We start from the raw sequence: 25967 nt of genomic DNA, 5'->3' as shown, positions 1-25967 counted from the left end.
GCGCAGTGCGCTCGCCCCTGGGTCCCGGCTCTACGGTCCGCCAGGCGGACCTTCGGCCGGGATGACAACTGAAAATCGACGATCCAATAGAGTCCGCACCCTAGACCCGCGCCATCCCCATAGGCCTGGCGCAGTCGCGGCAACGTCGGGCGGTCGGCGCCTGTCCGGCAAGCTCGACCTGAAAACTTGGCCGGCCGATCCGTCGATGCCGCGGACGACCTCGACAAGCCCCGCTTTAGAGGAGAAGTATGCCGCCTTTCGTCGCGGGAGGACGCCCGCGCGTCGCATTGGGGTCGTTTCTTGAAAACGCTGTTCTTTACCGCCTCCGCCCTCGCCCTCTCGCTGAGCTTCGGGGCGGCCCTCGCCCAGGAGCGTCTTCCCGTCCAGGCCCCGCCGACCCCGCCGATCGCCGCCGCCCAGGACGTGGCCTATCCCGGCGTGCTGAAGCTGTCGGTCGACGCCACCGACCTGGACCGCAAGATCTTCCAGGTCCGCGAGACGATCCCGGTGGCCAAGCCCGGCCCGATGACCATCCTCTATCCGCAATGGGTCCCCGGCGGCCACTCGCCCCGCAACGACCTGGACAAGCTTGCTGGTCTCGTCATCACCGCCAACGGCAAGCCGCTGCCGTGGACCCGCGACCCGGTCGCCGTCCACGCCTTCCACTTCGACGTGCCGGACGGCGCGACCGAGATCCAGGTCAGCTTCCAGTTCCTCACCCCGGTGAAGCCGGACGTGGGCCGCATCCTGGTCACCGACGACATGCTGAACGTGCAGTGGCTGCAACTGGGCTTCTACCCGGCCGGCTACTACACCCGCCGCATCCAGGTGGAGCCGACCGTCAAGCTGCCGCAGGGCTGGGGCTTCGGCACCGCCCTGGAGAAGGCCTCGGGCGACGGCCAGACCACCACCTTCAAGACCACGACCTTCGAGACCCTGGTCGACTCGCCGATGTTCGCCGGCCGCTATTACAAGCAGGTCGACCTGGACCCGGGCGCGGCCGTGCCGGTGCGCCTGAACATCGTCGCCGACAAGCCCGAGCTGCTGGACATCAAGCCCGAGGCCCTGCAGGCCCACCGCAACCTGGTGCAGCAGGCCTACAAGCTGTACGGCTCGCACCACTACGACCACTACGACTTCCTGCTGGCCCTGACCGACAAGATGGGCGGCATCGGCCTGGAGCATCACCGCTCCAGCGAGAACGGCGTGGTTCCCAAGTACTTCACCGACTGGGACAAGACCTTCGTCGGCCGCGACCTTCTGGCCCACGAATACACCCACTCGTGGAACGGCAAGTTCCGCCGCGGCGCCGACCTCTACACGCCGACGCTGAACGAGCCGATGCGCGACAGCCTGATGTGGGTCTATGAGGGCCAGACCCAGTACTGGGGCAACGTGCTGGCCGCCCGCTCGGGCCTGCAGACCAAGCAGCAGGGCCTGGAGTCCCTGGCCGCCACCGCCGCCCTGTACGACACCCGCGCCGGCCGCCGGTGGCGCAACGTGCTGGACACCACCAACGACCCGATCATCGCCAACCGCAAGCCGGCCTCGTGGACCAGCTGGCAGCGCAGCGAGGACTACTATTCGGAAGGCCAGCTGGTCTGGCTCGACGCCGACACGCTGATCCGCGAGAAGACCGGCGGCAAGAAGTCGCTGGACGACTTCGCCAAGGCCTTCTTCGGCGTCGAGAACGGCTCGTACGTGGTGCTGACCTACGACTTCGACACCGTGGTCCAGACCCTGAACGGCGTGGTCCCCTACGACTGGGCGACCTTCCTGAAGACCCGCATCGAGGGCCTGTCCGAGCACGCCCCGCTGGATGGCCTGACCCGCGGCGGCTACAGGCTGGTCTATACCGACACCCCGACCGAGTTCTTCAAGGCGGCCGAGACCAAGGGCAAGATCGTCAATCTCAGCTATTCGCTGGGGATCACGATCGGCAAGGACGGCGTGCTGTCGGCGGTCAACTGGGACACCCCCGCCTTCAAGGCGGGCTTGACGGCCGGCGAGACGATCGTGGCGGTCAACGGCACGGCCTATTCCGACGACCTGATCAAGGACGCCGTCAAGGCCACGGCCAAGGCCGACGCCCCGCTGGTCGAGCTGCTGGTCAAGGACGGCGAGCGCTACCGGACGGTCAAGGTCGACTACCACGGCGGCCTGAAGTACCCGCGCCTGGAGCGCATCGAGGGCACGCCGGCGCGGCTGGACGACATCTACGCGCCGAAGAAGTAGGCGGTAGGGTCAGGAACGATGAAGGGGCCGCGGGCGGGGACGCCGGCGGCCTTTTCCTGGCTGCTCTCCGACGCGATGGCTATCCTTGGAGGTGTTCGAGCTTGCGGCGTGGGTGAAGTCGCGCTGAGGCTGTGGGAGAGGTCGGGCGCCCTCCCAAATTGCCAGAGCACGCCATGGGCACCTTGTTCTACAAGATCTCCGGGTTTCCGCTAGGTAGCGCCCGATCTGTCGCGATAGCGAGAAGCGCAATTTATTGCATTTATTTGGGACGGGATCAGTGAAGAAGTTTATTCTTGTAATATCACTTCTGTTTTGGTGCTCGGTGTGTTGGTTTATACACTATATTATTCTTGGTATGTACGATTATAAAAATGCTCCACGCATTGTTAATGCTCTGATTGTGGGGGCTTTTGGTGGTCTGTGGGGTGTGGGAAATATTTACATCAAGAAGATTATTTATAAGTAATGATGGACCTCGGGGCTGAGGACGCGCCCTCGTGGCAAACGCTCCGCGAAAAAGGCGCGGGTCGCGTCGTGAGAGCATGTCCCCGGCCCGCAGCGCGACGATCACCAGTCATCCACAGCAGAGGGCGGACCGGGGGCGTTGGGGCCGGTGGCGCGGGGCGGTCGAGCGCGGGGGAATCCGGCCATGGCGTAACCCTGTGGCGACCTTGGGCGGTCTTGATGCCGCCATCAGTTCCGTGGAAGACAGCTTGAGCTTCAGCACGGCTTCGATCTTGATCGAAGCCGTGCCATCAGGCTGTCTTCGTTCTCCACTCCACCGCGAGTCCTCCATGAACCGTATCGCCGGCCTGGTCCTGGGCCTTTCCCTGCTGTCGAGTCCCGTCCTGGCGCAGGAGGCTTCGGCCCCGCCGCAGCTGGCCGCCGCCGTCGACACCAGCAAGACCCTGGCCGAGGGCCAGGCGTTCCTGGCCAAGAACGCCAAGGCGCCGGGCGTGGTCACCACGGCCTCGGGCCTGCAGTACAAGGTGACGACCTCGGGCCCCAAGACCGGCAAGGCCCCGAAGCCGGGCGACATCGTCAAGGTGCACTACGAGGGCAAGCTGCTGGACGGCACGGTGTTCGACAGCTCGTTCCAGCGCGGCCAGGCGGCGATCATGCCGGCCGAGGGCCTGATCCCAGGCTGGCTGGAGGCCCTGCCGATGATGCACGTCGGCGACGAATGGACCCTGTGGATCCCGGCCAGCCTGGCCTATGGCGAACGCGCCGCCGGCCCGATCCCGGCCAACAGCGTGCTGGTGTTCCGGCTGCAGCTGATCGACATGCTGGCGGTGGATTAGGCCCATCTTCCCTCTCCCCTTGCGGGAGAGGGTGGCCCCGCGGAGCGGGGTCGGGTGAGGGGTCAAAAGGCCTGACCGCAGCGATCAGCCGAAAGATCGGTCGCGGCGGATTTCACTGGAGAGACCCCTCATCCGTCGGCTTCGCCGACACCTTCTCCCGCAAGGGGAGAAGGATCTAAGCCCGCGACGTCATCAGCGGCTGGATCCTCGTCCCGAAGTTCTCGACCCCGGCCACGAAGTCGTCGAACACCAGCAGCACCCCGGCCGTGCCCTCGACGGCGGCGACCTCGTCCAGCATCCGCGCGACGCTTTCGTACGACCCCACCAGCGTGCCCATGTTGAGGTTCACAGCCGATTCCGGGGCCGCCAGCTGGGCGGTGTTGGTGGTCGCGCCGGCGGCGGCGTTGGGCGCGGCCTGGTTGGTCAGCCAGGCCAGGGCCTCCTGGTCGGCGCCGGCCCGGTAGGCCTGCCACTTGGCCATGGCCGCCTCGTCGGTCTCGTCGGCGATGATCATGAACAGGATGTAGGAGGCCACCTCGCGGCCGGTCTTGTCGGCGGCGGCCTTGAGCCGGTCGTTGACCCCGCCGAACGCGGTCGGGGTGTTGGTGCCCTTGCCCAAGGCGAAGCTGTAGTCGGCGTACTGGGCGGTGAAGGCCAGGCCCTCGTTGGACGAGCCGGCGCAGATCAGCTTGGTCTGCTCGGGGTGCGGGCTGACCCGGCAGTCGGTCATCTGGAAATACTTGCCCTTGAAGTCGCTGACCCCGGTGTCGAGCAGCTCGCGCAGCACGGTGGCGTATTCGGCCAGGTAGTTGTAGCGGTCGGTATAGTGCTGCTCGCCCGGCCACAGGCCCATCTGGTCGTATTCGGCCTTCTGCCAGCCGGTGACCAGGTTGATGCCGAACCGGCCCGGGGCGATCGAGTCGATGGTCGAGGCCATGCGGGCGACGATGGCCGGCGGGATGGTCAGGGTGGCGGCGGTGGCGAAGATCTTGATCTTCTCGGTCACGGCGGCCAGGCCGGCCATCAGGGTGAAGCTCTCGAGATTATGCTCCCAGAACTGGGTCTTGCCGCCGAAGCCGCGCAGCTTGATCATCGAGAGCGCGAAGTCGAAGCCGTATTTCTCGGCCTTCTGCACGATCTCCTTGTTCAGCGCGAACGACGGCATGTACTGCGGGGCCGCCTCGGAGATCAGCCAGCCATTGTTGCCGATCGGGATGAAGACGCCGATTTCCATATCAATTCCCCTCTAGGATCTTCGTGCGGCTGTCATCCCGGACAAGGCCCGAAGGGCCGCCGATCCGGGACCGCCGGAAGCGCATGCGTTCAGGCGTCGGTCCCGGATCTTCGCGCTGCGCGCTCGTCCGGGATGACAAGGTTGGTTGGATGGTCATGCCGCTTCACCGCTCAGGAAGCCGACGACGCGCGCGTTGAACGCCTCGGGCGCGGTGACGGTGAAGCCGTGGCCGCCCCAGGGGGCGATGTCGAGCACGGCGTTGGGCAGGCGTTCGGCCAGGCGGCGCGAGCAGCTCAGCGGCACCAGCATGTCGTCGGCGCTGGCGCTGACCAGCACCGGGCAGGCGATGCGGGGCAGGGCCTCGTCGATGTCGAAGTCCAGCAGGGCCTGGATGCGGGCGCGCATGACGTCGGGATCGGGGAAGCCGTGGATGTGGTGGACCTCCTCGGCCTCGAGGCGGGCGTTGTTGGCGCTCAGCCAGTCGGCCGGATAGAGGAAGATCGGCTGGGCGTGGACATAGGCGGCGATGCCGGTGTTGTTCAGCAGGGCCAGGCGGGTGTCGAAGCAGCGCCTGATGTGCGGGTCGGGCCGCGACCAGCCGTTGACCACCACCAGCTTGTCGACGCGGCCCGGATGGTCCAGCGCCATCGCCAGGCCGGCGTTGCCCCCCGCCGCGTGGCCGACCACATGGGCCCGGTCCAGGCCCAGGGCGTCCATGACCTTGACGATGTCGTCGCCCATGGCGGCCACCGTGTGCGGGTCGGTCAGGGTCCGCGCGCTGCGTCCCGTGCCGCGGTGGTCGTACAGCACCACCCGCAAGCGGCTCAGCAGCGCCTCCATCTGCGGCACCCAGAAGGCGCCGGAACCGCCCAGGCCGGCCGACAGGATCACCGTCCGGCGGCCGGCGGCGGGACCGCCGTGGACCTCGTAGTACAGGCCGTCGACAGTTCCGCTCTGCATCATTTCTTGCCGATGTGGGCGACGCTGGCGATCTCGACCACGAAGCCGGGCTTCACCAGGCCGCACTGGATGCAGTAGCGGGCCGGCTTGTCGCCGGGGAAGTACTCGGCATAGACCTTGTTGATGGTCTGGTAGTTGGACCAGTCGGTCAGGAAGATGTGGTTCATGGTCACATCGTCCATCGTGCCGCCGGCGGTCTCGATGACCGACTTGATGGTCTCCAGCACCTGGCGGGTCTGGGCCTCGGCGTCGTCGGGAAAGGCGACGTTGTTGTCCTTGTCGAAGGCCAGGGTGCCGGAGACATAGACCACGCCGTCGGCCAGGGTCCCCGGCGAGAACGGAGCGATCGGCGTGCCCGTGCCGGGCGGGATGATGACGGTCTTGGGCATGTGGTTCTCCAATCTCGGTTGTCATCCCGGAAAGCGCGCAGCGCTTGTCCGGGACCCAGGTGAACCGCACCGCCTTCGCCCAGTCCCCTGGGTCCCGGACAGCCTCTGCGAGGCTTCCGGGATGACAACGGATTTGCGGCTTGTTCTTAAGCTTCCCGCTGCCCCACCGCCCCCTTGAAGTCCGCCGTGGTCGAGACCCAGCCGAAGAACTTCTCGATGTTGTAGAGCGCCGCCTGCTGCACGAAGTCGGGGCCCGCCTGGTGGGTGGCGTCCTCCAGCACCGTGCCGAAATATTCCAGGAAGAAGCCGTCGCGCAGGGTCGACTCCACGCAGACGTTCGTCGCGATGCCCACGAACACCAGGTGGCGCACGCCGCGCGAGCGCAGCACGCTGTCCAGCTGGCTGTTGAAGAAGCCGCTGTAGCGGGTCTTGTGCAGCACGATGTCGCCGGGGGCGGGTTTCAGGTCGTCGACCAGCTCGTAGTCCCAGCCGCCCTTGGCCAGCAGCTTGCCCTGCAGCTCGGGCCGGGCGCGCATGGTCTTCAGGGCGTTGGACTTGTGCCAGTTGGGCGAGCCGGGGCCGCCGGCCTCGACATAGTCACTGTCCCAGCCGTTCTGGAAATAGATCACCGGCATGCCCGCGCCGCGGGCCACGTCCAGCACGCCCTTGATCTTGTCGATCACCGCCGCCGCGCCGCTGATGTCGAAGCCGGCCAGGTCCAGATAGCCGCCGGGCGAGGCGTAGGCGTTCTGCATGTCGATGACGATCACCGCGGTCTTGTCGACCGGCAGGGCGATCGGCTCGGGCCGGGCCGGCAGCATCAGGGTGTCGGGTGTCGTCATGAAGCTCGTTCCCGCGGGGGTGAGCGACGCAGGTAAGACCATCGCGGAGCGGGGCGCAATCGATCGATGATCGGCGAACCACAATTGCCCCGGCGGGCGCCTAAGTCTTGGGCTAATTCAGAAACGACTTACTAGATCCGGCTTGCTCCGGGGGCGGTTCCATATTCAGAGACGTCCCCAAATTCCCGTCATTCCCGCCCTTGTGGCGGGAACCTCTCTATCCGCCGCAGGTGCGAAGGTGTGGCGCGCCAGCGCGCCAAGGCGCTTCACCGTCAGCTGAACCAGGGGTTCCCGCCACAAGGGCGGGAATGACGAGGAGATTTGGGTGCGTCCGCCTCAGGCGTCCTTCCCCTCGTCCCCGTCGTCATCCGGGCGGCGCAGCGACAGGGTCAGGACGCAGACCAGGCCGCTGGGCCGGTAGTCGACCCGCGCCTCGCCGGCCAGGTCGGATTTCAGGGTGGCGGCGATCAGGCGCGAGCCGAAGCCTTTGCGGGCCGGCGGCGACACGGTGGGGCCGCCGCGCTCCTCCCAGTGCAGGGTCAGCCGATGCGGCGCGCCGGGATCGACGTGCCAGACCACCGTCACGGTCCCGCCGGGCAGCGACAGGGCGCCGTACTTGACCGCGTTGGTGCCCAGCTCGTGGAACACCATCGACAGGGCCAGGGCGGCGTTGGGCGTCAGGGCCACCGGCGGGCCGGCCAGGACCGTCCGGTCCAGATAGGGCTCGAGGGTTTCCTCCAGGATCTCCGTGAGGTTGGCGCCCTCCCAGACGCTCTGGGTCAGCAGGTCGTGGGCCCGGGCCAGGGCCATGATGCGCTCGTTGAAGGCCTGCAGGCCGGGGGTGTCGGCGGGACGGCCCAGGCTCTGGCGGGCCAGGGACTGCACCGTGAACAGGGTGTTCTTCACCCGGTGGTTCAGCTCGTTGATCATCAGTTGCTGGCGCTGGTGGGCGCGCAGCTCCTCGGCCTCGCGGGCCCGCAGCTGGACGGAGGCGTCGTGCAGGGCCGCGCGCACCTCGGCGATCTCCTGGAAGCGATCCGGGACCTCGGCGATCTCCTCGCCCGCCGCCACGGCCCTGGCGTCGGCGCTCAGGCCGCGGACGGCCGCCGAGATGTCCCGCGAGACCGTCAGGGCCACCGCCGCCCCGATGATCAGCAGCACCAGGCTGGCCAGGGTCAGTCCGCCCGTCGACGACCAGTTGGCCCGGCTGAGCTCGGTCCGGGGCACGCCGACGATGAAGGACCAGCCGCTGGCGGGCGAGCGGCTGAAGGCCGAGAGGGTGGGGGTGCCGTCCAGCGTATGGCTCAGCGTGACGCCTTCGTTGCCCCGCGCCATGGCCGCGCGCATCTCGCCGCTGACCTTGTGGCCCAGGAAGCGGTCGATGTCCTTGGACCGCGCCACCACCGAAGCGTCGCGGTCGACGATGCTGGCCGTCCAGCTGGGCGGGATGGTCTGGTCGGTGAAGATGGTCGAGAAGGCGTCGGGCGTCTGGACATAGGCCAGGTCGTGCAGCCTGCCGTCGACGATCACCGGCATGTCGATCGACACGAGGGCCGGGGTCTGGCCGTCGTCCTTGCGCAGCATCAGGTTCGACACCGAGGTGCGGCCCGCGCGGATGGTCCGCCAGCGGTCCTCCGACAGGCGGGCCCGGGGCGGCGGGACGCCGGGGGCAAGGTGGGTGTCGACCAGCCGCCGGTCGCCGTCGATCAGCACGATCCAGCCGTCGCCGCCCTGCACGGCGGCGCGGGCCTGGCGCTCGAAGGCGGGGATGTCGCCGGCGATCAGGGCCGGCGACACCGCCAGGGTCTGCAGGATGCTCTGGCCCTGGCCGATCCGCCCGTCGGTGGCCAGGACCAGGGCGCGGGTGGTGGCGATCAGCTGCCGCTCGTACCGGGCCCGGCTTTCGCCGAACTCGGCGCGGGCCAGCAGGGTCATGAAGAGGACCGCCGGCACCACCAGGCTCAGGGCCATCAGCAGCAGCCGTCGGCGCACGGTGCCGGCGGCGGGCCAGGGATGGTGGGATACGGGGGCGGAGGCGACCGGGTCTGGCAAGGGCGGACGGGCTCATCCTGCGGGCTCGACGCAAGAGAAGGCGGCGGCCGCGTCGGGTCAAGCGGTTAGCCGGCGGGCGATGCGGCAACCTTCGGTGGCGCGACGGGTTCCCTGATCACCCACGGCAAAGATGCCGGGGACTTTAGGGAGACTTCACAGCATGCGTATCGTCACCATCGCCGCCGTCGCGGCCCTCGCCCTCGGCGCCGCCGCCTGCGGCGAGAACAAGGCCGAGAAGGCCCAGGAAGCCGCCGCCGCCAGCGACGCCGCCTCCGCCGCGAGCAAGCAGGCCTCCGACGCCGCCGAGACCGCCGCCCAGGCCAGCGCCACCGCCGCCGCCACCGGCGACGAAGCCACGCAGAAGGCCGCCGGCGACCAGGCCGCCGCCGCGGGCGAGCAGGCCGAGAAGGCCGGCGACCAGGCCGAAAAGGCCGGTGAAAAGGCCAAGGACGCCGCCCACTAGAGACGCCTCCAGCTTCGAGAAGGGTCGGCTCCGCCAGGGGCCGACCCTTTAATTTCGCGCGGGCGGAGCAAAGGGGGCGCGGGACGCGTTGTCCTCGCATGCCCAAAACCCGCAAGCCCCGCCGCAAGGCGACGCCCGCCGACGCCTTCGCCCTGGCCAGCGCCAGCGCCGAACTGGCCCAGGCCTCCCTGCGCGTGATCGACGCCCGCACACCGATGATCGTCGCGGCGGCCAGGGACCCCATGCGGGGGAACTACGCCGAGCTGACGCGGATGGTCTCCGAGAAGCCGCTGGCCTTCGCCCAGGGCGCGGCCGCCGCGGGGCCGGCCTGGCTGGCCATGGCGGCGGAATCCAACCGTTACCTGGCCCAGGCCTGGAAGACGCCGCGTCGCGGCCTGGCGCCCGCCCTGGACGCCTCGCTCGGCGCGATGGCCTTCTGGGCGCGGATGATGTCGCTGGGCGTGGCCTGGCAGTCGGCGATGCTGGCCCCGATCCACGCCACGGCCACGGCCAACGCCCGGCGCCTGGGGGGCAAGGCCTGACCGGGCCAGCCTTCGGTCGATGGGCGGACAAGGCGTTTTCCCCCTAGCCGCGCGCCGGAATTACCCCACATCCTGCTATTCAACCCGAAGGCGACGCAGATCGCCTCGGACCGCGCGAGGAGACCCCATGTCCGGACCGACCCCAGGACCCGCCCCAGGACCCGTCATTGATTTCGACCGCCTGACCACCCTGGGCGACGTCGCCCGCTATCACCGCGAGGTCCGGCCCGAGGCGACGGCCCTGGTGTTCGAAGGCCGCGCGACGACCTTCGAGGCGTTCGACCGCCATACCGACCAAGTGGCCAACGCCCTGCTGGCCGAGGGCTTGGCCAGGGGCGACCGCATCGCCTATGTCGGCAAGAACAGCGACCACTACTTCGAGCTGCTGTTCGGCGCGGCCAAGGCCGGCGTGGTGCTGGCCCCGATCGGCTGGCGGCTGGCCCCGCGCGAGATCGCCTACATCCTGGGCGACGCCGAGGCCCGCATGGTGTTCGTCGGCCCCGAGCTGCTGGCCCATGTCCGCGACGTGGCCGCGCTGATGCTGGACCACCCGGTCGTGGTCGCCATGGAGGCCAACGATTACGGCCACCCGGTCTTCGAGGCCTGGCGCGACGCCTTCGGGGGCGAGCGGCCGGACGTGGCGATCACCCCGGCCGACGTCGCCGTCCAGCTCTACACCTCGGGCACCACGGGCCAGCCCAAGGGCGCGATGCTGACCCACGCCAACATCCTGGCCCCGCGCCGGCTGGCGGCCCAGGCCGACCTGGACTGGAACCGCTGGGGGCCGGACGACGTCAGCCTGGTGGCCATGCCGGTGGCCCATATCGGCGGCACGGGCTGGGGCGTGGTCGGGCTGGTCAACGGCGCCAAGGGCGTGGTGGTCCGCGCGTTCGACCCGGCCCGGGTGCTGGACTTCATCGAGAAGGACCGGGTCTCCAAGATGTTCATGGTCCCCGCCGCCCTGCAGGCGGTGGTGCGGCAGCCCCGCGCCCGCCAGGTGGACTACGGCCGCCTGAGCCACATCCTCTACGGCGCCGCGCCCATTCCGCTGGACCTGCTGCGCGAGTGCCTGGAGGTGTTCGGCTGCGGCTTCGTCCAGCAGTACGGCATGACCGAGACGACCGGCACGGTGGTCTATCTGCCGCCCGAGGACCATGACCCGGCCGGCAACGCCCGTATGCGCTCGGCCGGCCTGCCCATGCCCGGGGCGGAACTGAAGGTGGTCGGCGAGCACGGCGAAACCCTGCCGCCGGGCGTGGTCGGCGAGGTGGCCGTGCGCTCGCCCGCCAACATGGCCGGCTACTGGAAGCTGCCCGAGGCGACGGCCGCCGCCCTCGACGCCGAGGGCTGGCTGCGCACCGGCGACGCCGGCTATCTCGACGCCGACGGCTACCTGTTCATCCACGACCGCGTGAAGGACATGATCATCTCGGGCGGCGAGAACATCTATCCGGCCGAGGTCGAGAGCGCGGTCTACGGCCATCCGCACGTGGCCGAGGTGGCGGTGATCGGTGTGCCCGACGACACCTGGGGCGAGGCGGTCAAGGCGGTGGTCGCCCTCAAGCCCGGCGCGCCCGAGGACCCGGCCGACATCATCGCCTTCGCCAAGGGCCGCATCGCCGGCTTCAAGGCCCCCAAGACCATCGACTTCGTCGGGGCCCTGCCGCGCAACGCCTCGGGCAAGATCCTGCGGCGCGAACTGCGCGAGCCGTACTGGGCGGGCAAGGGCCGGCGGGTGAACTAGTGTCCGGACCGGCTCGGCCACCTCTCCGTTGTCATCCCGGACAGCCTCTGCGAGGCTTCGGGATGACAACCGGATTTGGTCGCCACGCGTAAGGAGCCGAGGGCATGGCCGCCGACGCCGGTCGCATCGCGAGCCTGATCCGGCGGCTCTACCAGCCCGAGGGCGGGCCGCGCGTCGATTTTCGCCAGCCGTCCGGCGAGCCGGCCCTGGTCGCGCCGGACTCGGTCTCGTGGCGGGTGTTCAAGAACCCGGTCTCGCTGTTCGTCGGCGGGGTGGCGGCGGTGGTCCTGGAACTGACCGAGCCGCGCGTCCGGACGGGGGTCTGGGAGCATTCCAGCTTCCGGACCGATCCGTTGCCGCGCCTCAAGCGCACCGGCCTGGCGGCGATGGTCACGGTCTATGGCGCGCGCTCGGTCGCCGAGGCGATGATCGCCGGCGTGCGCCGGATGCACGACAGGGTCGCGGGCGACACCCCGGCCGGCGCGGCCTACCGGGCCAACGACGTCGCGCTGCTGGACTGGGTGCAGGCCACGGCCAGCTTCGGCTTCCTGGAGGCCTATCACGCCTATGCCCGTCCGCTGGACGCCGCCGACCGCGACCGGTTCTACGCCGAGGCCGCCCCGGCGGCGGCCCTGTACGGGGCGGTCGGCGCGCCGGCCTCGGTGGCGGACTGGGAGGCGCGGCTGGCGGCCATGCTGCCCAGTCTGGAGCGGCACGAGATCGTGTTCGAATTCCTGGACCTGATGCGCAGGACGGCGATCCTGCCGGCCCCGCTGCGCGGCCTGCAGGGCGCCCTTATCCGGGCGGCGGTGGCGATCACCCCGCCAGCTGTGCGCGAGGTCGTGGGGCTGGGCGCCGACTGGGACCTGGGGCCGGTCGAGCGGCGGCTGGTGCGGCTGGCCGGGGCGGCCGCGGACCGCCTGCCGGTGAAGGGAACGCCGGCGGTGGAGGCCTGCCTGCGGATGGGGCTGCCGGGGGATTATCTGTATCGCTAGCGGCGGCGATCACTTGCCCCCTACGGACCGCTTCGCGGTCGTCTTCCCCCAGAGGGGGAAGAGCCTAAGCCGCGAAGGCTCCGCCCCCTATGGGGGCGGACAGACCGCGCAGCGGTCAGGTGGGGGCAAGTGAGTGTGATCTCGCCGTCCCCCTCAATCCGTCCGCGCCTGGTGCTCCACATGCCCTTCGCGGACCTCGGTGCGGGAGAACACCTCCTCCTGGCCGTCCTGCAGCAGTTCCTCGGCGTCGGCCTTGTCCTGCTCGGCCTGGGCCAGGACCAGGCGCAGGGCCTCGACCTCGGTCGGGGCCTCGACCACGACGCTGCGCAGGGGGGCTTGGGGCGGGGCGTCGCCGAGGCGGACATCGATGCGCCAGAGCGTGGTCATGGGAGCTTCTCCGAGGTTGAAGGCGCGGGGGCGCCCCTCAGATAACGCACCATTGCACCAAGCGGCGTTTCTGGCGAGGTTGCGGCGATTCAGTGCGGGAGGCGTCATGACGACGGGTGGCGGGCGACAGGGTCCGGGGCGGCGAGGCGTGGACCGGCGGGCGGTCCTGGCCGGCGCGACGGGCCTGGCGGGGTTCGCCCTGGCCGGGGCGGGGGCGGCCCGCGCCGCCTCGCCCCGGGTCGAGGCCCTGCTCGCCCGGATGACGATGGAGGAGAAGGCCGGCCAGCTGTCGTGCTATTCCGACATGATCCGGCCGCCGGTGGGCGACATCAATCCGCTGGTCAACCAGCGCAACACCCAGCAGATCCTGGCCGACGTCCGGGCGGGCCGCATCGGCGTGCTGATGAACGGCGTCGGGGTCGAGGGGGCTCTGCTGGCCCAGACCGCCGCGGTCGAGCAGTCGCGCCTGAAGATTCCGCTGCTGTTCGCCGCCGACGTGATCCACGGCTTCAAGACCGTCTATCCGATCCCCCTGGCCGAGGCCGCCAGCTTCGACCCGAATCTCGCCGAGCGCACGGCGCGGGCGGCGGCGGTCGAGGCCTCGTCCTACGGCAACCACTGGACCTTCGCCCCGATGGTCGACGTGGCTCGCGACCAGCGCTGGGGCCGGGGCGCCGAGGGCTCGGGCGAGGACGTGTTCCTGGGCGAGGTGATGGCCCAGGCCCGGGTGCGCGGTTTCCAGGGCCGCGACCTGACCGCGGCCGACAGCCTGCTCTCCACCGCCAAGCACTTCGCCGCCTACGGGGCGGTGGCGGCGGGGCTGGACTACAACACCGTCGACCTGTCCGAGGAGACCCTGCGCGAGGTCCACCTGCCGCCGTTCAAGGCCGCCTTCGACGCCGGCTGCCTGGCGGTGATGTCGGCCTTCAACGATATCAACGGCGTGCCCTCCACCGCCAACCGGCGCCTGCTGACCGACATCCTGCGCGGCGAGTGGCGCTTCAAGGGCGTGGTCATCTCCGACTACACCGCCGACCAGGAGCTGGTGGCCCACGGCTACGCCGCCGACGACAAGGACGCCGCGCGCCTGGCGATCCTGGCGGGGGTCGACATCAGCATGCAGAGCGGCCTCTACAGCCGCTACCTGCCCGAGCTGGTCGCCCAGGGCCTGGTCCCGATGGCCGCGGTCGACAACGCCGTGCGCCGGGTGCTGAGCCTGAAAGAGACCCTGGGCCTGTTCGACCGGCCGTACCGCTCGATCGACGCCAAGGCCCAGGCCGCCAACACCGCCACCCCGGCCATGCGGGCGCTGTCGCGCGAGGCCGGCGCGCGGTCCATCGTGCTGCTGCGCAACGACGGCGGCCTGCTGCCGCTGCCGGCCCGCGGAAAGAAGATCGCCCTGATCGGGCCGTTCGCCGAGGACCGCGACAACATCCTGGGGCCCTGGGCCTTCTTCGGCGACAAGAGCCTGGGCGTCGACCTGGCCACCGGGATCCGCGAGGCGATGGCCGATCCCTCGCAGCTGATCGTCGCCAGGGGCTGCGACGTCGAGACCGCCATCCCCGGCGGCTACGACCAGGCCGTCGCCGCCGCACGGGCCGCCGACGTGGTGTTGCTGGCGGTCGGCGAGAGCCAGAACATGTCGGGCGAGGCCCAGTCGCGCACCGAGATCGGCCTGCCGCGCGTCCAGCAGCAGCTGGCCGAGCTGGTCGGGGCCACGGGCAAGCCGATGGTGGTGCTGCTGCGCCACGGCCGGGCCCTGGTGCTGGAGGGGGCCGTCAAGGCCGCCCCGGCCGTGCTGGCCACCTGGTTCCTGGGCACCGAGACCGGCCATGCCGTCGCCGACGTGCTGTTCGGCAAGGTCAATCCGTCGGCCCGACTGCCGGTCAGCTTCCCGCACGAGAGCGGCCAGGAGCCCTACGCCTACAACCACCGCACCACCGGCCGTCCCGCGCCCCAGGCCGACGACAGCCAGGAGTACAAGGCCCGCTGGCGCACCACCCGCAACGAGGCGCTGTACCCGTTCGGCCACGGCCTGTCCTACACCAGCTTCGCGCTCGGCGACGTGCGGCTGTCGACCACCCGCCTGGCCTGGAACGACAAGCTCTATGTCACGGTCAATGTCGCCAACACCGGCAAGGTCGCCGGCGAGCATGTGGTCCAGCTCTATGTCCGCGACCGGGTGGCCAGCCGTACCCGGCCGGTGCGCGAGCTCAAGCGCTTCGTGCGGGTGGCGCTGAAGCCGGGCGAGCGGCGCGACGTGCGCTTCAGTCTGGAGCGCGGCTCGCTGATGTTCGTCGGCGACAACGACCGCTGGATCGCCGAGCCGGGCATGTTCGACCTGTGGGTGGCCAACAGCGCGGTGGACGGGCTGGCGGCGAGTTTCGAACTGCTGGGGGCTTAGGGTTCCCCAAGCTCCGCTCATCCCGGCGAATGCCGGGACCCAGATGGACTGGCTTCGAGCCGGGTTCCTCTAGCGCTGAGCCCTTCCAATCAACCCCACCGCCATGGGATCTGGGTCCCGGCATTCGCCGGGATGAGCGGAATTTTTTGGGAGTAGTTTGACATCCCACCCGCCACCGATCATTTATCCTACAAATCACAGTCCCAGAGTCGCGAGGCCCCATGACCGCCGCCACCCCCATCCGCGTGGCCTTGATCGGCCTGGGCAAGATCGCTCGCGACCAGCACCTGCCGGCCATGGCCGGCGACCCTCGCTTCGCGCTCGTGGCCATCGTCAGCCGCCACGCCGAACAGCCGGGCCTGCCCAGCTTTCACACCTTCGACGCCCTGCTGGCCAGCGGCCTGGCCTTCGACGCGGTGGCCCTGTGCACGCCGCCGCAGGTGCGCCACCGCCTGGCCCGCCAGGCGCTGGATGCCGGCAAGCACGTGATGCTGGAGAAGCCGCCGGGCGCGACGCTGAGCGAGGTCGAGGACCTGCGCCAGGTCGCCGAGGCCCGGGACGTCACCCTGCAGGCCACCTGGCATTCGCGCTACGCCCCGGCCGTCGCCCCCGCCCGCGACTGGCTAGTGGGCAGGACGATCACCGCCGCCCGGATCAACTGGCGCGAGGACGTCCGGGTCTGGCATCCGGGACAGGACTGGATCTGGGAGCCGGGCGGGCTGGGGGTGTTCGACCCCGGCATCAACGCCCTGTCGATCGCCACCGCCGTCCTGCCGCGCCCGTTCTTCCTGACGGAGGCGACCCTGCATGTGCCCGAGAACCGCCAGTCGCCGATCCAGGCCGAACTGGCCTTCGTCGACACCGCCGGCGTGCCCGTCACCGCCGCGTTCGACTTCCTGCAGACCGGTCCGCAAAGCTGGGACATCGAGGTCGACACCGACGGCGGCGCCCTGCGCCTGTCGCACGGCGGGGCCCGGCTGTGGATCGACGGCAAGTTGGTCCACGAAGAGCCCGAGGCCGAGTATCCGGGTCTCTACGCCCGCTTCGCCGAGCTGGTCGCCGCCGGCCAGTCCGACGTCGACGTGACGCCGCTGCGCCACGTGGCCGACGCTTTCCTGCTCGGCCGGCGGGTCGCCGCGCCCGCTTTCATCGAGTAAAGGCGCCGGTCTGAAGCTTTCGGCGCAACGACCTTCTTGCATAATCATTGGGCGCGACGTTAGGTACCGGCCAGGGGTATGGGGCCTTCGTGCGGCGAAGTGGGCCCATGGGAGAGACGCGTGAAGTTCCTGGACGCTCCGTTGCCGCCGCCGCTGGTCGCGGCCCTGCGCGCGTGCCGGCCGCACCTGATGGCCGCCGCCGTGTTCAGCGCGCTGATCAACATCCTGTTGCTGGCCCCGACCATCTATATGATGCAGGTCTACGACCGGGTCGTGCCGACCGAGGGCCGGCTGACCCTGCTGTACCTGACCCTGGTGGTGGCCTTCGCCCTGGGCACCCAGACGGCCCTGGAGTCGGTGCGGTCGCGCCTGCTGACCCTGGCCGGGCTGCGCCTGGACCGGCTGCTGGCCGGCGGCATCCTGCAGAAGCTGATGAGCGCCATGGCGCCCGGCGCCTCGGCCCAGGGCATGCGCGAGTTCGACATCGTGCGCCAGGCCCTGTCGGGCCCGGTGGCCGTGGCCGCCTTCGACATCCCGTGGACGCCGATCTACGTGCTGGTCGCCTTCATGATCCACCCGGCCCTGGGCGTGATGACCATCGCCGGCGGGGCCCTGCTGGTGGTCCTGGCGGTGTTCAACGAGCGGGCCACCCGCGCGCGGGCCCGCGAAGCCTTCGTCGCCCAGTCCCAGGCCTACGCCTCGCAGGAGGCGGCCGCCGCCAACGGCGAGGTGGTGCGGGCCCTGGGCATGCGCGGCGCCCTGCGCGAGCGCCAGCTGGCCGACCGCCGGGCCGGCCTGGACCTGTCGGCCAAGGCCCAGTTCACGGGCGGCGGCTATTCGGCGGCCACCAAGTTCACTCGCATGTTCCTGCAATCGGCGGCCCTGGGCCTGGGCGCCTGGCTGGCGGTGGACAAGCAGATCTCGGCCGGGGCGATCATCGCCGCCTCGGTGCTGATGAGCCGCGCCCTGCAGCCGATCGAGCAACTGGTCGGCTCCTGGGCCGTGGTCGGCCAGGCGCGCGGCGCGCTGAACAACCTGATCAAGCTGTTCCCGCCCGGCCGGGGCCTGGAGGTGTCGGGCACCCAGCTGCCCGCGCCCACCGGAGCCCTGGCCCTGGAGCAGGTGGCCGTGCGCGCCCCCGGCGAGGGGCCGGTGCTGCTGCGCGGCGTCAGCCTGCGCCTGACTCCGGGCGAGGTCCTGGGCGTCATCGGTCCCAGCGGCGCGGGCAAGACCACCCTGGCGCGGGTGGCGGCCGGGGCGGTGACGCCCGATCTCGGCACGGTGCGCCTGGACGGCGCCAACCTGGCCGACTGGGACGGCGACCGGCTGGGCCGCTACATCGGCTACGTGCCGCAGGACTCGGGGCTGCTGGCCGGCTCGATCAAGGACAACATCTCGCGCTTCGCCATCTGGGCCGGCGGCGACCCGGCGATCGTCGACGCCGAGGTCGTGGCCGCGGCCCAGGCGGCGGGGGTGCACGAGCTGATCCTGCGCCTGCCCAAGGGCTATGACACGACCCTGGGCGCCGGCGGGCGCGGGCTGTCGGCGGGCCAGGCCCAGCGCGTGGCCCTGGCCCGGGCGCTCTACGGCCAGCCGCCGCTGCTGATCCTGGACGAGCCCAACTCGGCCCTCGACGCCGACGGCGAGGCGGCGCTGAACAACGCCATCCTGGCCGCCAAGGCGCGGGGCGCGGCGATCCTGATCGTCGCCCACCGCACCGGCATCCTCAACATCGCCGATCGCCTGCTGGTGCTGCGCGAAGGCCAGGTCGAGATGGTCGGCCCCCGGGGCGAGGTCGTGGCCAAGATGGCCGCCGCCGCCCAGGCTGCGGGCAAGGCCGCCCCCCAGCCCGGCTCGACCGTCACCCCCCTGCAGGCCGCCAAGCCATGACCGACACGACCTTCCAGGACGCTCCGGCCGCCGGGACCACCGGCGAGGCCGCCGCCAAGATCCCGCCGCGCCTGTCGGACGATCCGGTCCGCATCATCCGGATCGGGGCGGGGGTGGCGGGCCTGTTCTTCGTCGGCTTTCTCGGCTGGGCGGCGCTGGCGCCGCTGGACGCCGGCGCCTACGCCCACGGGGTGGTCGCCGTGGCGGGCAACCGCCAGGCGGTGCAGAGCCGCGAGGGCGGGGTGGTCACCACCATCCGGGTGATCGAGGGCCAGAGCGTGGTCAAGGGCCAGATCCTGGTGGAGCTGTCGGCCTCGGAGCTGCGGGCCAGCGAGCGCGGCATGACCGGCGAGGTCCTGACCCTGCTGGCCCAGCGCGCCCGCCTGGTCGCCGAGCGCGACCGCCTGCCGGCCGTGGCCGCGCCGCCGGAATTCGCCGATCTGACCCCCGAGGACAAGCCCCTGGCCGACGACGCCCTGCGGCTGCAGCGCCAGCAGTTCCAGGCCCGCCGCAGCTCGCTGCAGACCCAGCGCGGCGTGCTCAACCAGCGGATCCTGCAGCTGAGCCAGCAGAGCAGCGGCGCCGAGCGCCAGCTGGACGCCAACCGCGAGCAGCAGAAGCTGATCGAGGAGGAGCTGAAGGGCGTGCAGGAGCTGGCCGCCAAGGGCTTCGCGCCCAAGACCCGGGTCCTGGCCCTGCAGCGCAGCGCCGCCTCCCTGACCGGCGAGGACGGCGCCTATCGCGCCCAGATCGCCCGTTCGGCCGAACAGATCGGCGAGACCAAGCTGCAGACCCTGTCGCTGGAGCGCCAGATGATGGAGGAGGTCTCCGGCCAGCTGCGCGACGTGCAGGTGCGGCTGGACGACCTGCAGCCCAAGGTGCTGGCCGCCCGCGAGCAGCTGGCCCGGGCCACGGTCCGCGCCCCGTCCGGCGGCAAGGTGGTGGGGCTGAACGTCTTCACGGTGGGCGGGGTGGTCGCGCCCGGCCAGACCCTGATGGAGATCGTGCCCCAGGACCGCCGGCTGGTGATCCAGGCCAAGGTCTCGCCCAACGACGCCGACGACCTCAAGCCCGGCCAGAGGACCCAGATCCGCTTCACCTCGTTGCACGAGCGCGACCTGCCGCTGCTGAACGGCACCCTGACCGAGCTGTCGGCCGACAGCTTCACCGACGAGAAGACCGGCGTGCAGTACTTCCGGGCCGAGGTCTCCGCCCCGCCGGAGGAGCTGGAAAAGATCCGCAAGATCCGCGGGACCCAGTCGGGCCTTCAGGCCGGCCTGCCGGTCGAGGTGCTGATCCCCCTGCGCAAGCGCTCGGCCCTGGCCTATCTGGTCGAGCCGATGTTCCAGACCTTCTGGCGGATGGGCCGCGAGCATTAGGGGCGGGGGCATGAAAGCGCTGATCGGGGCGGCGGCGCTGGTCCTGGTGTCTTGCGTGCAGGCCCAAGCCGCTGACCTGGAGGGACCGGCGCGCTTCTGTGGCTACTCGCCTATCATCGACCTGCTGCCTGGCGAGAAGGTCACGACGCTCGAAGGCGGCGTTCACGCGGGAAACTTCCGTTGGGAAGGACCGTTCGGGGTGCTCGACGTTCGCGGGATCGGCTGGGCCGGCCGGCCGAATGGACGGATCGTCGAGGCGCGGACGAGCACGAGGCCGGCGAGGTTCGCGCAGCGCCGGGACGAGGATGGGCGTCATGTGGTCGCCCTCTGGAATGGCGGCCATGGCGCGGCCTATTTCAGTTCGGCGGGGCCGCTCACCGCGCGCCAGATGGAAGCCATCCGGCGCGTGACCTTGTTCGAGGAAGGGCAGACGCCTCCGGATTGCGCTCTGCGCACGGTCTTTTCCTGGGAATAGGAATCCAGCCAAGCCTTTGGGGCGCGGCGGGCGCCAGCCGGATGCGAAACCTGCATCGGCAAGTAAAAAAAGGCGGGCCTCCCCAAGGCCCGCCTTTAGTTTTAGGTCCCCCTCGGGACGTGGGCGACGCTGGTCGCGCGGCCTCCCCCAAGGCCTCGCGGTGCGCCGTTCTCCAAGCCGATGGCCTTGCGTCCGAGCCTCGGTGAGCAGGGTCGCGGACAGCCCCGTCCGTCGACCGGCGTTCGTCCGAAGCAGCCGACACCTGTAAGGCTTTGCGCGGCGCGGGCCTTACATGGCGGTTCCATTTTCTTGATCCTTTGTCTCAAAGGAAAACCCCGCTCTCGCGCGGCGCCCCGCGCGGTGCGACGAACGCCCGCATTGGCGAATATGGTCAATGCGTGATTGTGCCTTGGGGGAGGCCACATGAATGATCCTTTGGACCCGCCCGCCGAAACCCTGTTTCGGCTGGGGCGGACGAATTTCAGCACCCGGAGCGTTCCGCCGGACGAGCGGCACGACTACTACCGCCGGGAAGTGCTGACCGCGCTGGACGCGCGTGATCCCGAACCCGGCTTCACCGCCAACATCACCGCGCTGCGCCTGGGGCCTCACGCCTTCTACGTCACCGAGACCGGTGGCCAGACCATGTTCCGCACGCCGGAGATGATCGCCGCCGACGGCCGCGACCACTACATCGTGCAGTTCAACATCGCCGGCTCGCACACCGGCGACTTCGACGGCGTGGCCTTCGCGGCCGGCCCGGGCGAGGTGGGGATCTGCGACCTGTCGCGGCCGATGCTGCTGCACAGCACGGCGGTCAAGGTGCTGTCGACCTTCCTGCCGCGCGCCGAGGTCCAGGCCGTGGCGCCCGACATCGACCTGCACGGCATGGTGCTGGACGCCAACCGCGCCGGCCTGCTGATCGAGCACCTGACGGCGGTGACCCGCTGGTTCCCGCAGCTGTTGCCGCAGACCCTGCCGGGCATCACCCGCGCCACCATCGAGCTGCTGGGCGCCTGCCTGGCCATGGAGGCCGGGCGGGCCGACTTCGGCATGCGCGAGTCGCCGGTGCTGGCGCGGGCCCGGGCCTATGTCGAGCACAACCTGCTGGAGCCCAGCCTCAACCCGGCCAGGATCAGCGAGGCGCTGGGCGTGTCGCGCTCCACCCTCTATCGCCTGTTCGAGCCCCTGGGCGGGGTGACGGCCTATATCTGGGAGCGTCGCCTGCACCTGGCCCGCGCGGCGCTGCTGGACCCCAAGCGGGGCCGGCGGATCAGCGAGATCGCCTTCCAGTGCGGCTTCAGCAGCGAGGCCCATTTCAGCCGCAGCTTCCGCAAGGCGTTCAACATCCGCCCCAGCGACCTGCGCTCGCTGCAGCCCAGCCTGGGCGAGGAGCCGGACACCCCGTTCGCCAAGTGGACCGAGGCGGCGAAGGGCGGGTAGGGGCCGTACTCGATTGCGTGTCGGTGACACCCAAGCGAAATCAGCGCTCTACTTCGTTGTCATCCCGGAAGCCTCGCAGAGGCTGTCCGGGACCCAGGGGCCGGCGCAATGCAGTCGCCCCTGGGTCCCGGCTCTACGGTCCGCCAGGCGGACCTTCGGGCGGGATGACAACTGAAAATCAACGATCCAATTGAGCCCGGACCCTAGGTCTGCACGGAATCTGCACGCGAAACGCGCCGGACCGCCCCGCCGTCCCCCGTTGACCCCGCATGCGGAGCACTGAACATGAGGCCCATGCAGCGCACGATCCTGGTCGTCGACGACGATCCCCACATCCGCCAGCTCCTGGTGTTCGCCCTGGCCAAGGTCGGGCTCGAGGCCCGCGAGGCGGCCGACGGCGAGGCGGCCCTGGCGGCCGTGGCCGAGCGCGCCCCGGACCTGGTGGTGCTGGACATCAACATGCCGCGGCTGGACGGGCTGGAGGTCTGCCGCCGGCTGCGGGCCCAGGGCGACCTGCCGATCCTGTTCCTCAGCTCGCGCGACGACGAGATCGACCGGGTGCTGGGCATCGAGCTGGGGGCCGACGACTATGTGGTCAAGCCGTTCAGCCCGCGCGAGGTGGTGGCCCGCGTCCAGGCGATCCTGCGCCGCGCCGGGGGCAAGGCCGCCGAGGCCGGCCCCGCCGACGGCCGGATCGTCCGCGGCCGGCTGAGCCTGGACCCCGAGGCCTGGAGCGCCCAGTGGGTCGAGAGGGGGGCGGGCGTCGACGTGTCGCTGACCGTCACCGAGTTCACCATCCTCAAGACCCTGGCCACGACCCCGACCAAGGTGTTCAGCCGCGACGCCATCATCGACCGCCTGCGCGGCCCCGGCTTCGCCGTCACCGACCGCACCATCGACAGCCACGTGCGCAACCTGCGGGCCAAGTTCGCGGCGGCGGGCGGGCACGACGTGATCGAGACCCGGGCCGGGATCGGCTACCGGCTCGGCGCCTGCCAGGGCGTCTCGGGCCAGGGCGTCCCGGGCGCGGGCGTCGAGGGATGATCGAACCGGCGCGGGCCTGGGTCAGGACCTGGTGGCCGGCCCTGCGCCTGCGGACCATCCTGCTGACCGTGCTGCTGTTCGCCGCCGCCATGCCGGCCATCGGGGCGGTGTTCCTGCGGACCTACGAGAACACCCTGGTGCGCCAGACCGAGGCCGAGCTGACCTCGCAGGGCGCGGCCCTGGCCTCGGCCGCGGCCAACCTGTGGCCGGGCGCGGTGCGCGACCTGACCCCGGCCGACCCCGACGCCCGCGACGACCCCGGCTACTACCGCCCGGAATCCACCAGCGTCGACCTGCGCAGCTCGCCCCTGCTGCCCGAGCGGCCGGCCGCGACGCCCGGTCCCGCCGCGGACCCCCAGGCCGAGGCGGCGGCGCAGGTGCTGGAGCCGATCTTCGACCAGACCAGCCGCAGCACCCTGGCCTCGATCCTGATCGTCGACCGCCACGGCGTCGTCGTGCGCGGCCTGGGCCAGGGCGGCAGCCTGGCGGCCCTGCCCGAGATCCAGGCGGCGTTGAAGGGCCGGTCGCGCACGGTCCTGCGCCGCAACGGGGCCTATCATCCGCGCTATTCGTTCGAGTGGCTCAGCCGCGCCTCGGCCGTGCGCCTGCACCATGCGCGGCCGGTGCTGGTCAACGGCCAGGTGGTCGGGGCCCTGCTGCTGTCGCGGTCGCCCCGGGCCCTGTTCCGCGGCGTCTACCAGGACCGGGGCAAGCTGCTGGTCGGGGGCGCGGCGACGATCCTGCTCTTGGTGCTGCTGTCGGGCCTGGTGTCGCGCGGGGTGACCCGGCCGATCGAGGCCCTGAGCGCCGCCACCCGCAGCGTGGCCGCCGGCCAGGGCAGCGTGCCGGAGACCCCCGCCACCGCCGCCGTCGAGATCCGCGACCTCTACCAGGACTTCCGGGTGATGGCCGACGCCATCGCCGTGCGCTCGCGCTACCTGCGCGACTTCGCCGCCGCCGTCAGCCATGAGTTCAAGACGCCGCTGGCCGGGATCACCGGGGCGGTCGAGCTGCTGGACGACCATTTCGACACCATGACCCCGGACGAGCGCCGGCGGTTCCTCTCCAACATCTCCGCCGACAGCGCCCGGCTCTCGCAGCTGGTCGGGCGGCTGATGGACCTGGCCCGGGCCGACATGGCCATGCCCCAGGCGGGCGTCGCCTCCGAGCTGGCCCCGGTCGCGCACCGGGTGGCCGACGCCCAGGGCCGCGACCTGGCCGTGGTCCTGGACCTGCCCGAGGGCCTGCCGCTGGTCGCCGCGCCCGAGGCGACGGTCGAGACCGTGCTGACCACACTGCTCGAGAACAGCCGCCAGGCCGGCGCCCGCCGGGTGACGATCCGGGCCGAGGCGGTCGGCGACGAGGTGGTGCTGCGGATCGGCGACGACGGCCCGGGCGTGCCGAAGGCCGACCGCGACCGCCTGTTCGAACCGTTCTTCACCAGCCGCCGCGAGACGGGCGGCACAGGCCTGGGCCTCTCGATCGCCCGGTCGCTGCTGGCGGCCAGTTCGGGGCGGATCGGACTGGTCGAGGCCGAGAAGGGCGCGGTGTTCGAGGTGAGGCTGCCGAGGGGGTGACTAGGGCGGGGAGGTCTCGTTCGGGAGGTTGGGCGAACGGGGGACTTTCGAGCCGTTGCCGACAAGGCAAGGAAAGCGTCAAGAGAAGCTCTGCCAATGTCGATCAATCGGCAAAGGCCCACCGATATCCACATCGGCCCACAGCATGTTGTGTGCTGCGACGTTCTCGCCACTAGATGGCATTGAGAAGCCGTGGTTCTTGGTTACCGCCCCGTTAAGGGGCTTGTTGCCCGCCCCTCCGCACGGCCTAGGAAACCAGGAGGGGCAGGCGTTCACCCGGTCGCTTTGCGGCCGACTGCAGTTCTGGTGTTCCAGACCGGATGTCGGGCGTCAAGCGATCAAGACGATGGAGCCATCATGGCCCTCTACCTAATCACTTACGACCTTCGAGCACCGGGACGAAACTATCAGAAGCTGTACGATCAGCTTCATACGTGGAAAGCAGCAAAAGCTGCCGAGTCCGTGTGGCTCGCGGAATTGATCGGACCCGCTTCGATCATTCGCGATCTTCTTCAGGTGCACGTCGATGGCAATGACCGGCTATTTGTCATCCAGCAGTTCTCGAACGCCGAATGGGCGGGGAGAAACGTTTTGGCCGACGGGCTGGCTTGGCTGAAGCGCCATATTCCCTAGGCGCAAGGCGGGGCGCGGCTCTTTGAGCGGCGCCCCAACCTCGAAGGAGATATCTATGGATCTACAAGCAGCAGCCTCTGCGGTCGGCAGCATGAAGGCAGCGATTGAGCTGGCTAAGACGATCGTGGATGCGAAGTCTCAGGTAGACCGCCAAGCGGCTGTCTCAAGCCTGCAACAACAGCTCCTAAGCGCCCAAATCCAAGCGATGGAAGCGAACGAGGTAATCCGGTCGCTGCGCCAAGAGTTGGAGGAAATGAAAGGCTACATTGCAGGGCTGGACGCCTGGGCGACAATGGCCGCTAAGTATGAGCTGTTTGCGATTGGACCTGGAAACGTCGCTTATCGGCCAATTGCTGAGGCCTTAGAAAATACCGCAGATCACCTTCTCTGCGCCACCTGCTTTAACGACCGTAAGATGAAGGTCTTGTCGTTCGCGAAAATGCCCAGTGGTCGGCGCGGCATATTCACGTGCAGCGGATGTCAGGGCACCATGGTGATTGACGGAAACGCCCCGGCGGTCAGGAACCTGGTCCCCTAGCACGAAAATCACCGTCGATTGGGGACAGTGATCGAGGCGCAGGCATCACATCTTCAAGCCACCGATCGCGAACGTTTCGACCGTCGGCCCGTCGAACCAGCCATCCGCCCCGGATGAGGCCACGCCTTAAAGCCTTGGTGGATCGGAGCTCTGGCGTCTGACCGAGTCAAGGACCGCCTCTGGCGGCCGCGTCGCGGCGACGCAGAGCGTCGTCCTCGTATGATGGACGAACGATCGACTGATGAGGTTTGATCGCGGCGGCTGGAAGCTCGCCGTCCGTCCG

Annotated in this window: 22 protein-coding genes and 1 pseudogene; 16 read left to right on the top strand and 7 right to left on the bottom strand. The window is 70.0% G+C overall.

Going from position 1 to position 25967, the window contains the following annotated elements; translation table 11 throughout:
- The first annotated feature begins 300 nt into the window (after nucleotides 1-300).
- Together AC07NX_RS25045 and bamJ are read left to right on the top strand one after the other, a co-directional pair.
- Nucleotides 301-2235 carry a M61 family metallopeptidase gene (locus tag AC07NX_RS25045; protein ID WP_494645670.1) on the top strand — a complete coding sequence of 645 codons (1935 nt, stop codon included), beginning with the start codon at nucleotides 301-303 and terminating at the stop codon, nucleotides 2233-2235.
- A gap of 794 nt (nucleotides 2236-3029) precedes the next feature.
- A complete protein-coding gene (bamJ, locus tag AC07NX_RS25040; RefSeq protein ID WP_494645668.1) occupies nucleotides 3030-3536 on the top strand; it encodes a BamJ family beta-barrel-assembly machinery protein in 507 nt (168 codons plus the stop codon).
- A 175-nt stretch (nucleotides 3537-3711) separates the two neighbouring features.
- Here bamJ and rutA read toward each other — a convergent pair whose 3' ends face one another.
- From rutA to AC07NX_RS25015, 5 genes are all read right to left on the bottom strand, one after another.
- Nucleotides 3712-4770, bottom strand: a complete 1059-nt coding sequence (rutA, locus tag AC07NX_RS25035; protein ID WP_494645666.1) for a pyrimidine utilization protein A — start codon at nucleotides 4768-4770, stop codon at nucleotides 3712-3714.
- Between the two features lie 153 nt (nucleotides 4771-4923).
- Nucleotides 4924-5730: a pyrimidine utilization protein D gene (gene rutD, locus AC07NX_RS25030; protein WP_494645664.1), complete on the bottom strand. Its 807-nt coding sequence runs from the start codon at nucleotides 5728-5730 to the stop codon at nucleotides 4924-4926.
- On the bottom strand, nucleotides 5730-6119 hold the full coding sequence (rutC, locus tag AC07NX_RS25025) for a pyrimidine utilization protein C (protein WP_018061590.1): 390 nt from the start codon (nucleotides 6117-6119) through the stop codon (nucleotides 5730-5732). The genes rutD and rutC overlap by 1 nt, the downstream gene beginning before the upstream one ends.
- Nucleotides 6120-6265: 146 nt before the next feature.
- Complete coding sequence (rutB, locus tag AC07NX_RS25020; protein ID WP_494645661.1) at nucleotides 6266-6961, bottom strand: pyrimidine utilization protein B; 696 nt, start codon at nucleotides 6959-6961, stop codon at nucleotides 6266-6268.
- Nucleotides 6962-7297: 336 nt separating this feature from the next.
- Nucleotides 7298-8932 carry a sensor histidine kinase gene (locus tag AC07NX_RS25015; protein ID WP_494645672.1) on the bottom strand — a complete coding sequence of 545 codons (1635 nt, stop codon included), beginning with the start codon at nucleotides 8930-8932 and terminating at the stop codon, nucleotides 7298-7300.
- Nucleotides 8933-9173: 241 nt separating this feature from the next.
- On the opposite strand from AC07NX_RS25015, the gene AC07NX_RS25010 reads away from it, so the two are divergent.
- The 4 genes from AC07NX_RS25010 to AC07NX_RS24995 all read left to right on the top strand — a co-directional run bounded on the left by AC07NX_RS25010 (nucleotide 9174) and on the right by AC07NX_RS24995 (nucleotide 12757).
- A complete protein-coding gene (locus tag AC07NX_RS25010; RefSeq protein ID WP_494645659.1) occupies nucleotides 9174-9476 on the top strand; it encodes a hypothetical protein in 303 nt (100 codons plus the stop codon).
- A gap of 98 nt (nucleotides 9477-9574) precedes the next feature.
- Nucleotides 9575-10018, top strand: coding sequence for a hypothetical protein (locus tag AC07NX_RS25005; RefSeq protein ID WP_494645657.1), 444 nt, complete (start codon nucleotides 9575-9577; stop codon nucleotides 10016-10018).
- 127 nt (nucleotides 10019-10145) lie between these two features.
- Entirely contained in the window at nucleotides 10146-11762 is a 1617-nt protein-coding gene (locus AC07NX_RS25000) for a fatty acid--CoA ligase (RefSeq protein WP_494645655.1), read from the top strand.
- Nucleotides 11763-11866: 104 nt separating this feature from the next.
- Nucleotides 11867-12757, top strand: a complete 891-nt coding sequence (locus AC07NX_RS24995; RefSeq protein ID WP_494645653.1) for an oxygenase MpaB family protein — start codon at nucleotides 11867-11869, stop codon at nucleotides 12755-12757.
- A gap of 153 nt (nucleotides 12758-12910) precedes the next feature.
- Here the strand turns inward: AC07NX_RS24995 and AC07NX_RS24990 are convergent, their stop codons facing one another.
- Nucleotides 12911-13144 (bottom strand): hypothetical protein, encoded by a 234-nt coding sequence (locus tag AC07NX_RS24990; RefSeq protein ID WP_035087890.1) that lies wholly within the window; start codon nucleotides 13142-13144, stop codon nucleotides 12911-12913.
- A 106-nt stretch (nucleotides 13145-13250) separates the two neighbouring features.
- On the opposite strand from AC07NX_RS24990, the gene AC07NX_RS24985 reads away from it, so the two are divergent.
- The 6 genes from AC07NX_RS24985 to AC07NX_RS24960 all read left to right on the top strand — a co-directional run bounded on the left by AC07NX_RS24985 (nucleotide 13251) and on the right by AC07NX_RS24960 (nucleotide 21892).
- The gene (locus AC07NX_RS24985) at nucleotides 13251-15548 is read left to right on the top strand and encodes a glycoside hydrolase family 3 N-terminal domain-containing protein (protein ID WP_494645651.1); all 2298 of its coding nucleotides are present in this window, start codon (nucleotides 13251-13253) and stop codon (nucleotides 15546-15548) included.
- A gap of 221 nt (nucleotides 15549-15769) precedes the next feature.
- Nucleotides 15770-16705, top strand: coding sequence for a Gfo/Idh/MocA family protein (locus AC07NX_RS24980; RefSeq protein ID WP_494645649.1), 936 nt, complete (start codon nucleotides 15770-15772; stop codon nucleotides 16703-16705).
- Between the two features lie 120 nt (nucleotides 16706-16825).
- Entirely contained in the window at nucleotides 16826-18595 is a 1770-nt protein-coding gene (locus AC07NX_RS24975; RefSeq protein ID WP_494645647.1) for a type I secretion system permease/ATPase, read from the top strand.
- Nucleotides 18592-19974, top strand: coding sequence for an HlyD family type I secretion periplasmic adaptor subunit (locus AC07NX_RS24970; protein WP_494645646.1), 1383 nt, complete (start codon nucleotides 18592-18594; stop codon nucleotides 19972-19974). Before AC07NX_RS24975 ends, AC07NX_RS24970 begins: the two co-directional genes overlap by 4 nt.
- Nucleotides 19975-19984: 10 nt before the next feature.
- Nucleotides 19985-20449 carry a hypothetical protein gene (locus AC07NX_RS24965; protein WP_494645644.1) on the top strand — a complete coding sequence of 155 codons (465 nt, stop codon included), beginning with the start codon at nucleotides 19985-19987 and terminating at the stop codon, nucleotides 20447-20449.
- A gap of 423 nt (nucleotides 20450-20872) precedes the next feature.
- A complete protein-coding gene (locus AC07NX_RS24960) occupies nucleotides 20873-21892 on the top strand; it encodes a helix-turn-helix domain-containing protein (protein WP_494645643.1) in 1020 nt (339 codons plus the stop codon).
- Between the two features lie 40 nt (nucleotides 21893-21932).
- Here the strand turns inward: AC07NX_RS24960 and AC07NX_RS24955 are convergent.
- A pseudogene (locus AC07NX_RS24955) lies at nucleotides 21933-22025 on the bottom strand (hypothetical protein); the annotation flags it as partial.
- A gap of 161 nt (nucleotides 22026-22186) precedes the next feature.
- Between AC07NX_RS24955 and AC07NX_RS24950 the strand changes: the two are divergent.
- From AC07NX_RS24950 to AC07NX_RS24935, 4 genes are all read left to right on the top strand, one after another.
- Complete coding sequence (locus AC07NX_RS24950; RefSeq protein ID WP_494645641.1) at nucleotides 22187-22936, top strand: response regulator; 750 nt, start codon at nucleotides 22187-22189, stop codon at nucleotides 22934-22936.
- Entirely contained in the window at nucleotides 22933-24513 is a 1581-nt protein-coding gene (locus AC07NX_RS24945) for a sensor histidine kinase (protein ID WP_494645639.1), read from the top strand. The genes AC07NX_RS24950 and AC07NX_RS24945 overlap by 4 nt, the downstream gene beginning before the upstream one ends.
- Before the next feature lie 357 nt (nucleotides 24514-24870).
- The gene (locus tag AC07NX_RS24940; RefSeq protein WP_494645637.1) at nucleotides 24871-25146 is read left to right on the top strand and encodes a hypothetical protein; all 276 of its coding nucleotides are present in this window, start codon (nucleotides 24871-24873) and stop codon (nucleotides 25144-25146) included.
- A 55-nt stretch (nucleotides 25147-25201) separates the two neighbouring features.
- A complete protein-coding gene (locus tag AC07NX_RS24935; RefSeq protein ID WP_494645635.1) occupies nucleotides 25202-25684 on the top strand; it encodes a hypothetical protein in 483 nt (160 codons plus the stop codon).
- Nucleotides 25685-25967: the final 283 nt, after the last annotated feature.

Source organism: Caulobacter sp. GW821-FHT09A05, from assembly GCF_059418465.1.
Note: the sequence above shows the minus strand (reverse complement) of the source record. Positions and strands in the feature narration are given on the sequence as shown.

Excerpts from the sequence above, each read along its gene's own strand:
- bamJ (WP_494645668.1), top strand. The coding sequence starts at position 3,030 with ATGAACCGTATCGCCGGCCTGGTCCTGGGCCTTTCCCTGCTGTCGAGT.
- rutA (WP_494645666.1), bottom strand. The coding sequence starts at position 4,770 with ATGGAAATCGGCGTCTTCATCCCGATCGGCAACAATGGCTGGCTGATC.
- rutD (WP_494645664.1), bottom strand. The coding sequence starts at position 5,730 with ATGCAGAGCGGAACTGTCGACGGCCTGTACTACGAGGTCCACGGCGGT.
- rutC (WP_018061590.1), bottom strand. The coding sequence starts at position 6,119 with ATGCCCAAGACCGTCATCATCCCGCCCGGCACGGGCACGCCGATCGCT.
- rutB (WP_494645661.1), bottom strand. The coding sequence starts at position 6,961 with ATGACGACACCCGACACCCTGATGCTGCCGGCCCGGCCCGAGCCGATC.
- AC07NX_RS25015 (WP_494645672.1), bottom strand. The coding sequence starts at position 8,932 with ATGGCCCTGAGCCTGGTGGTGCCGGCGGTCCTCTTCATGACCCTGCTG.
- AC07NX_RS25010 (WP_494645659.1), top strand. The coding sequence starts at position 9,174 with ATGCGTATCGTCACCATCGCCGCCGTCGCGGCCCTCGCCCTCGGCGCC.
- AC07NX_RS25005 (WP_494645657.1), top strand. The coding sequence starts at position 9,575 with ATGCCCAAAACCCGCAAGCCCCGCCGCAAGGCGACGCCCGCCGACGCC.
- AC07NX_RS25000 (WP_494645655.1), top strand. The coding sequence starts at position 10,146 with ATGTCCGGACCGACCCCAGGACCCGCCCCAGGACCCGTCATTGATTTC.
- AC07NX_RS24995 (WP_494645653.1), top strand. The coding sequence starts at position 11,867 with ATGGCCGCCGACGCCGGTCGCATCGCGAGCCTGATCCGGCGGCTCTAC.
- AC07NX_RS24990 (WP_035087890.1), bottom strand. The coding sequence starts at position 13,144 with ATGACCACGCTCTGGCGCATCGATGTCCGCCTCGGCGACGCCCCGCCC.
- AC07NX_RS24985 (WP_494645651.1), top strand. The coding sequence starts at position 13,251 with ATGACGACGGGTGGCGGGCGACAGGGTCCGGGGCGGCGAGGCGTGGAC.
- AC07NX_RS24980 (WP_494645649.1), top strand. The coding sequence starts at position 15,770 with ATGACCGCCGCCACCCCCATCCGCGTGGCCTTGATCGGCCTGGGCAAG.
- AC07NX_RS24970 (WP_494645646.1), top strand. The coding sequence starts at position 18,592 with ATGACCGACACGACCTTCCAGGACGCTCCGGCCGCCGGGACCACCGGC.
- AC07NX_RS24965 (WP_494645644.1), top strand. The coding sequence starts at position 19,985 with ATGAAAGCGCTGATCGGGGCGGCGGCGCTGGTCCTGGTGTCTTGCGTG.
- AC07NX_RS24960 (WP_494645643.1), top strand. The coding sequence starts at position 20,873 with ATGAATGATCCTTTGGACCCGCCCGCCGAAACCCTGTTTCGGCTGGGG.
- AC07NX_RS24950 (WP_494645641.1), top strand. The coding sequence starts at position 22,187 with ATGCAGCGCACGATCCTGGTCGTCGACGACGATCCCCACATCCGCCAG.
- AC07NX_RS24945 (WP_494645639.1), top strand. The coding sequence starts at position 22,933 with ATGATCGAACCGGCGCGGGCCTGGGTCAGGACCTGGTGGCCGGCCCTG.
- AC07NX_RS24940 (WP_494645637.1), top strand. The coding sequence starts at position 24,871 with ATGGCCCTCTACCTAATCACTTACGACCTTCGAGCACCGGGACGAAAC.
- AC07NX_RS24935 (WP_494645635.1), top strand. The coding sequence starts at position 25,202 with ATGGATCTACAAGCAGCAGCCTCTGCGGTCGGCAGCATGAAGGCAGCG.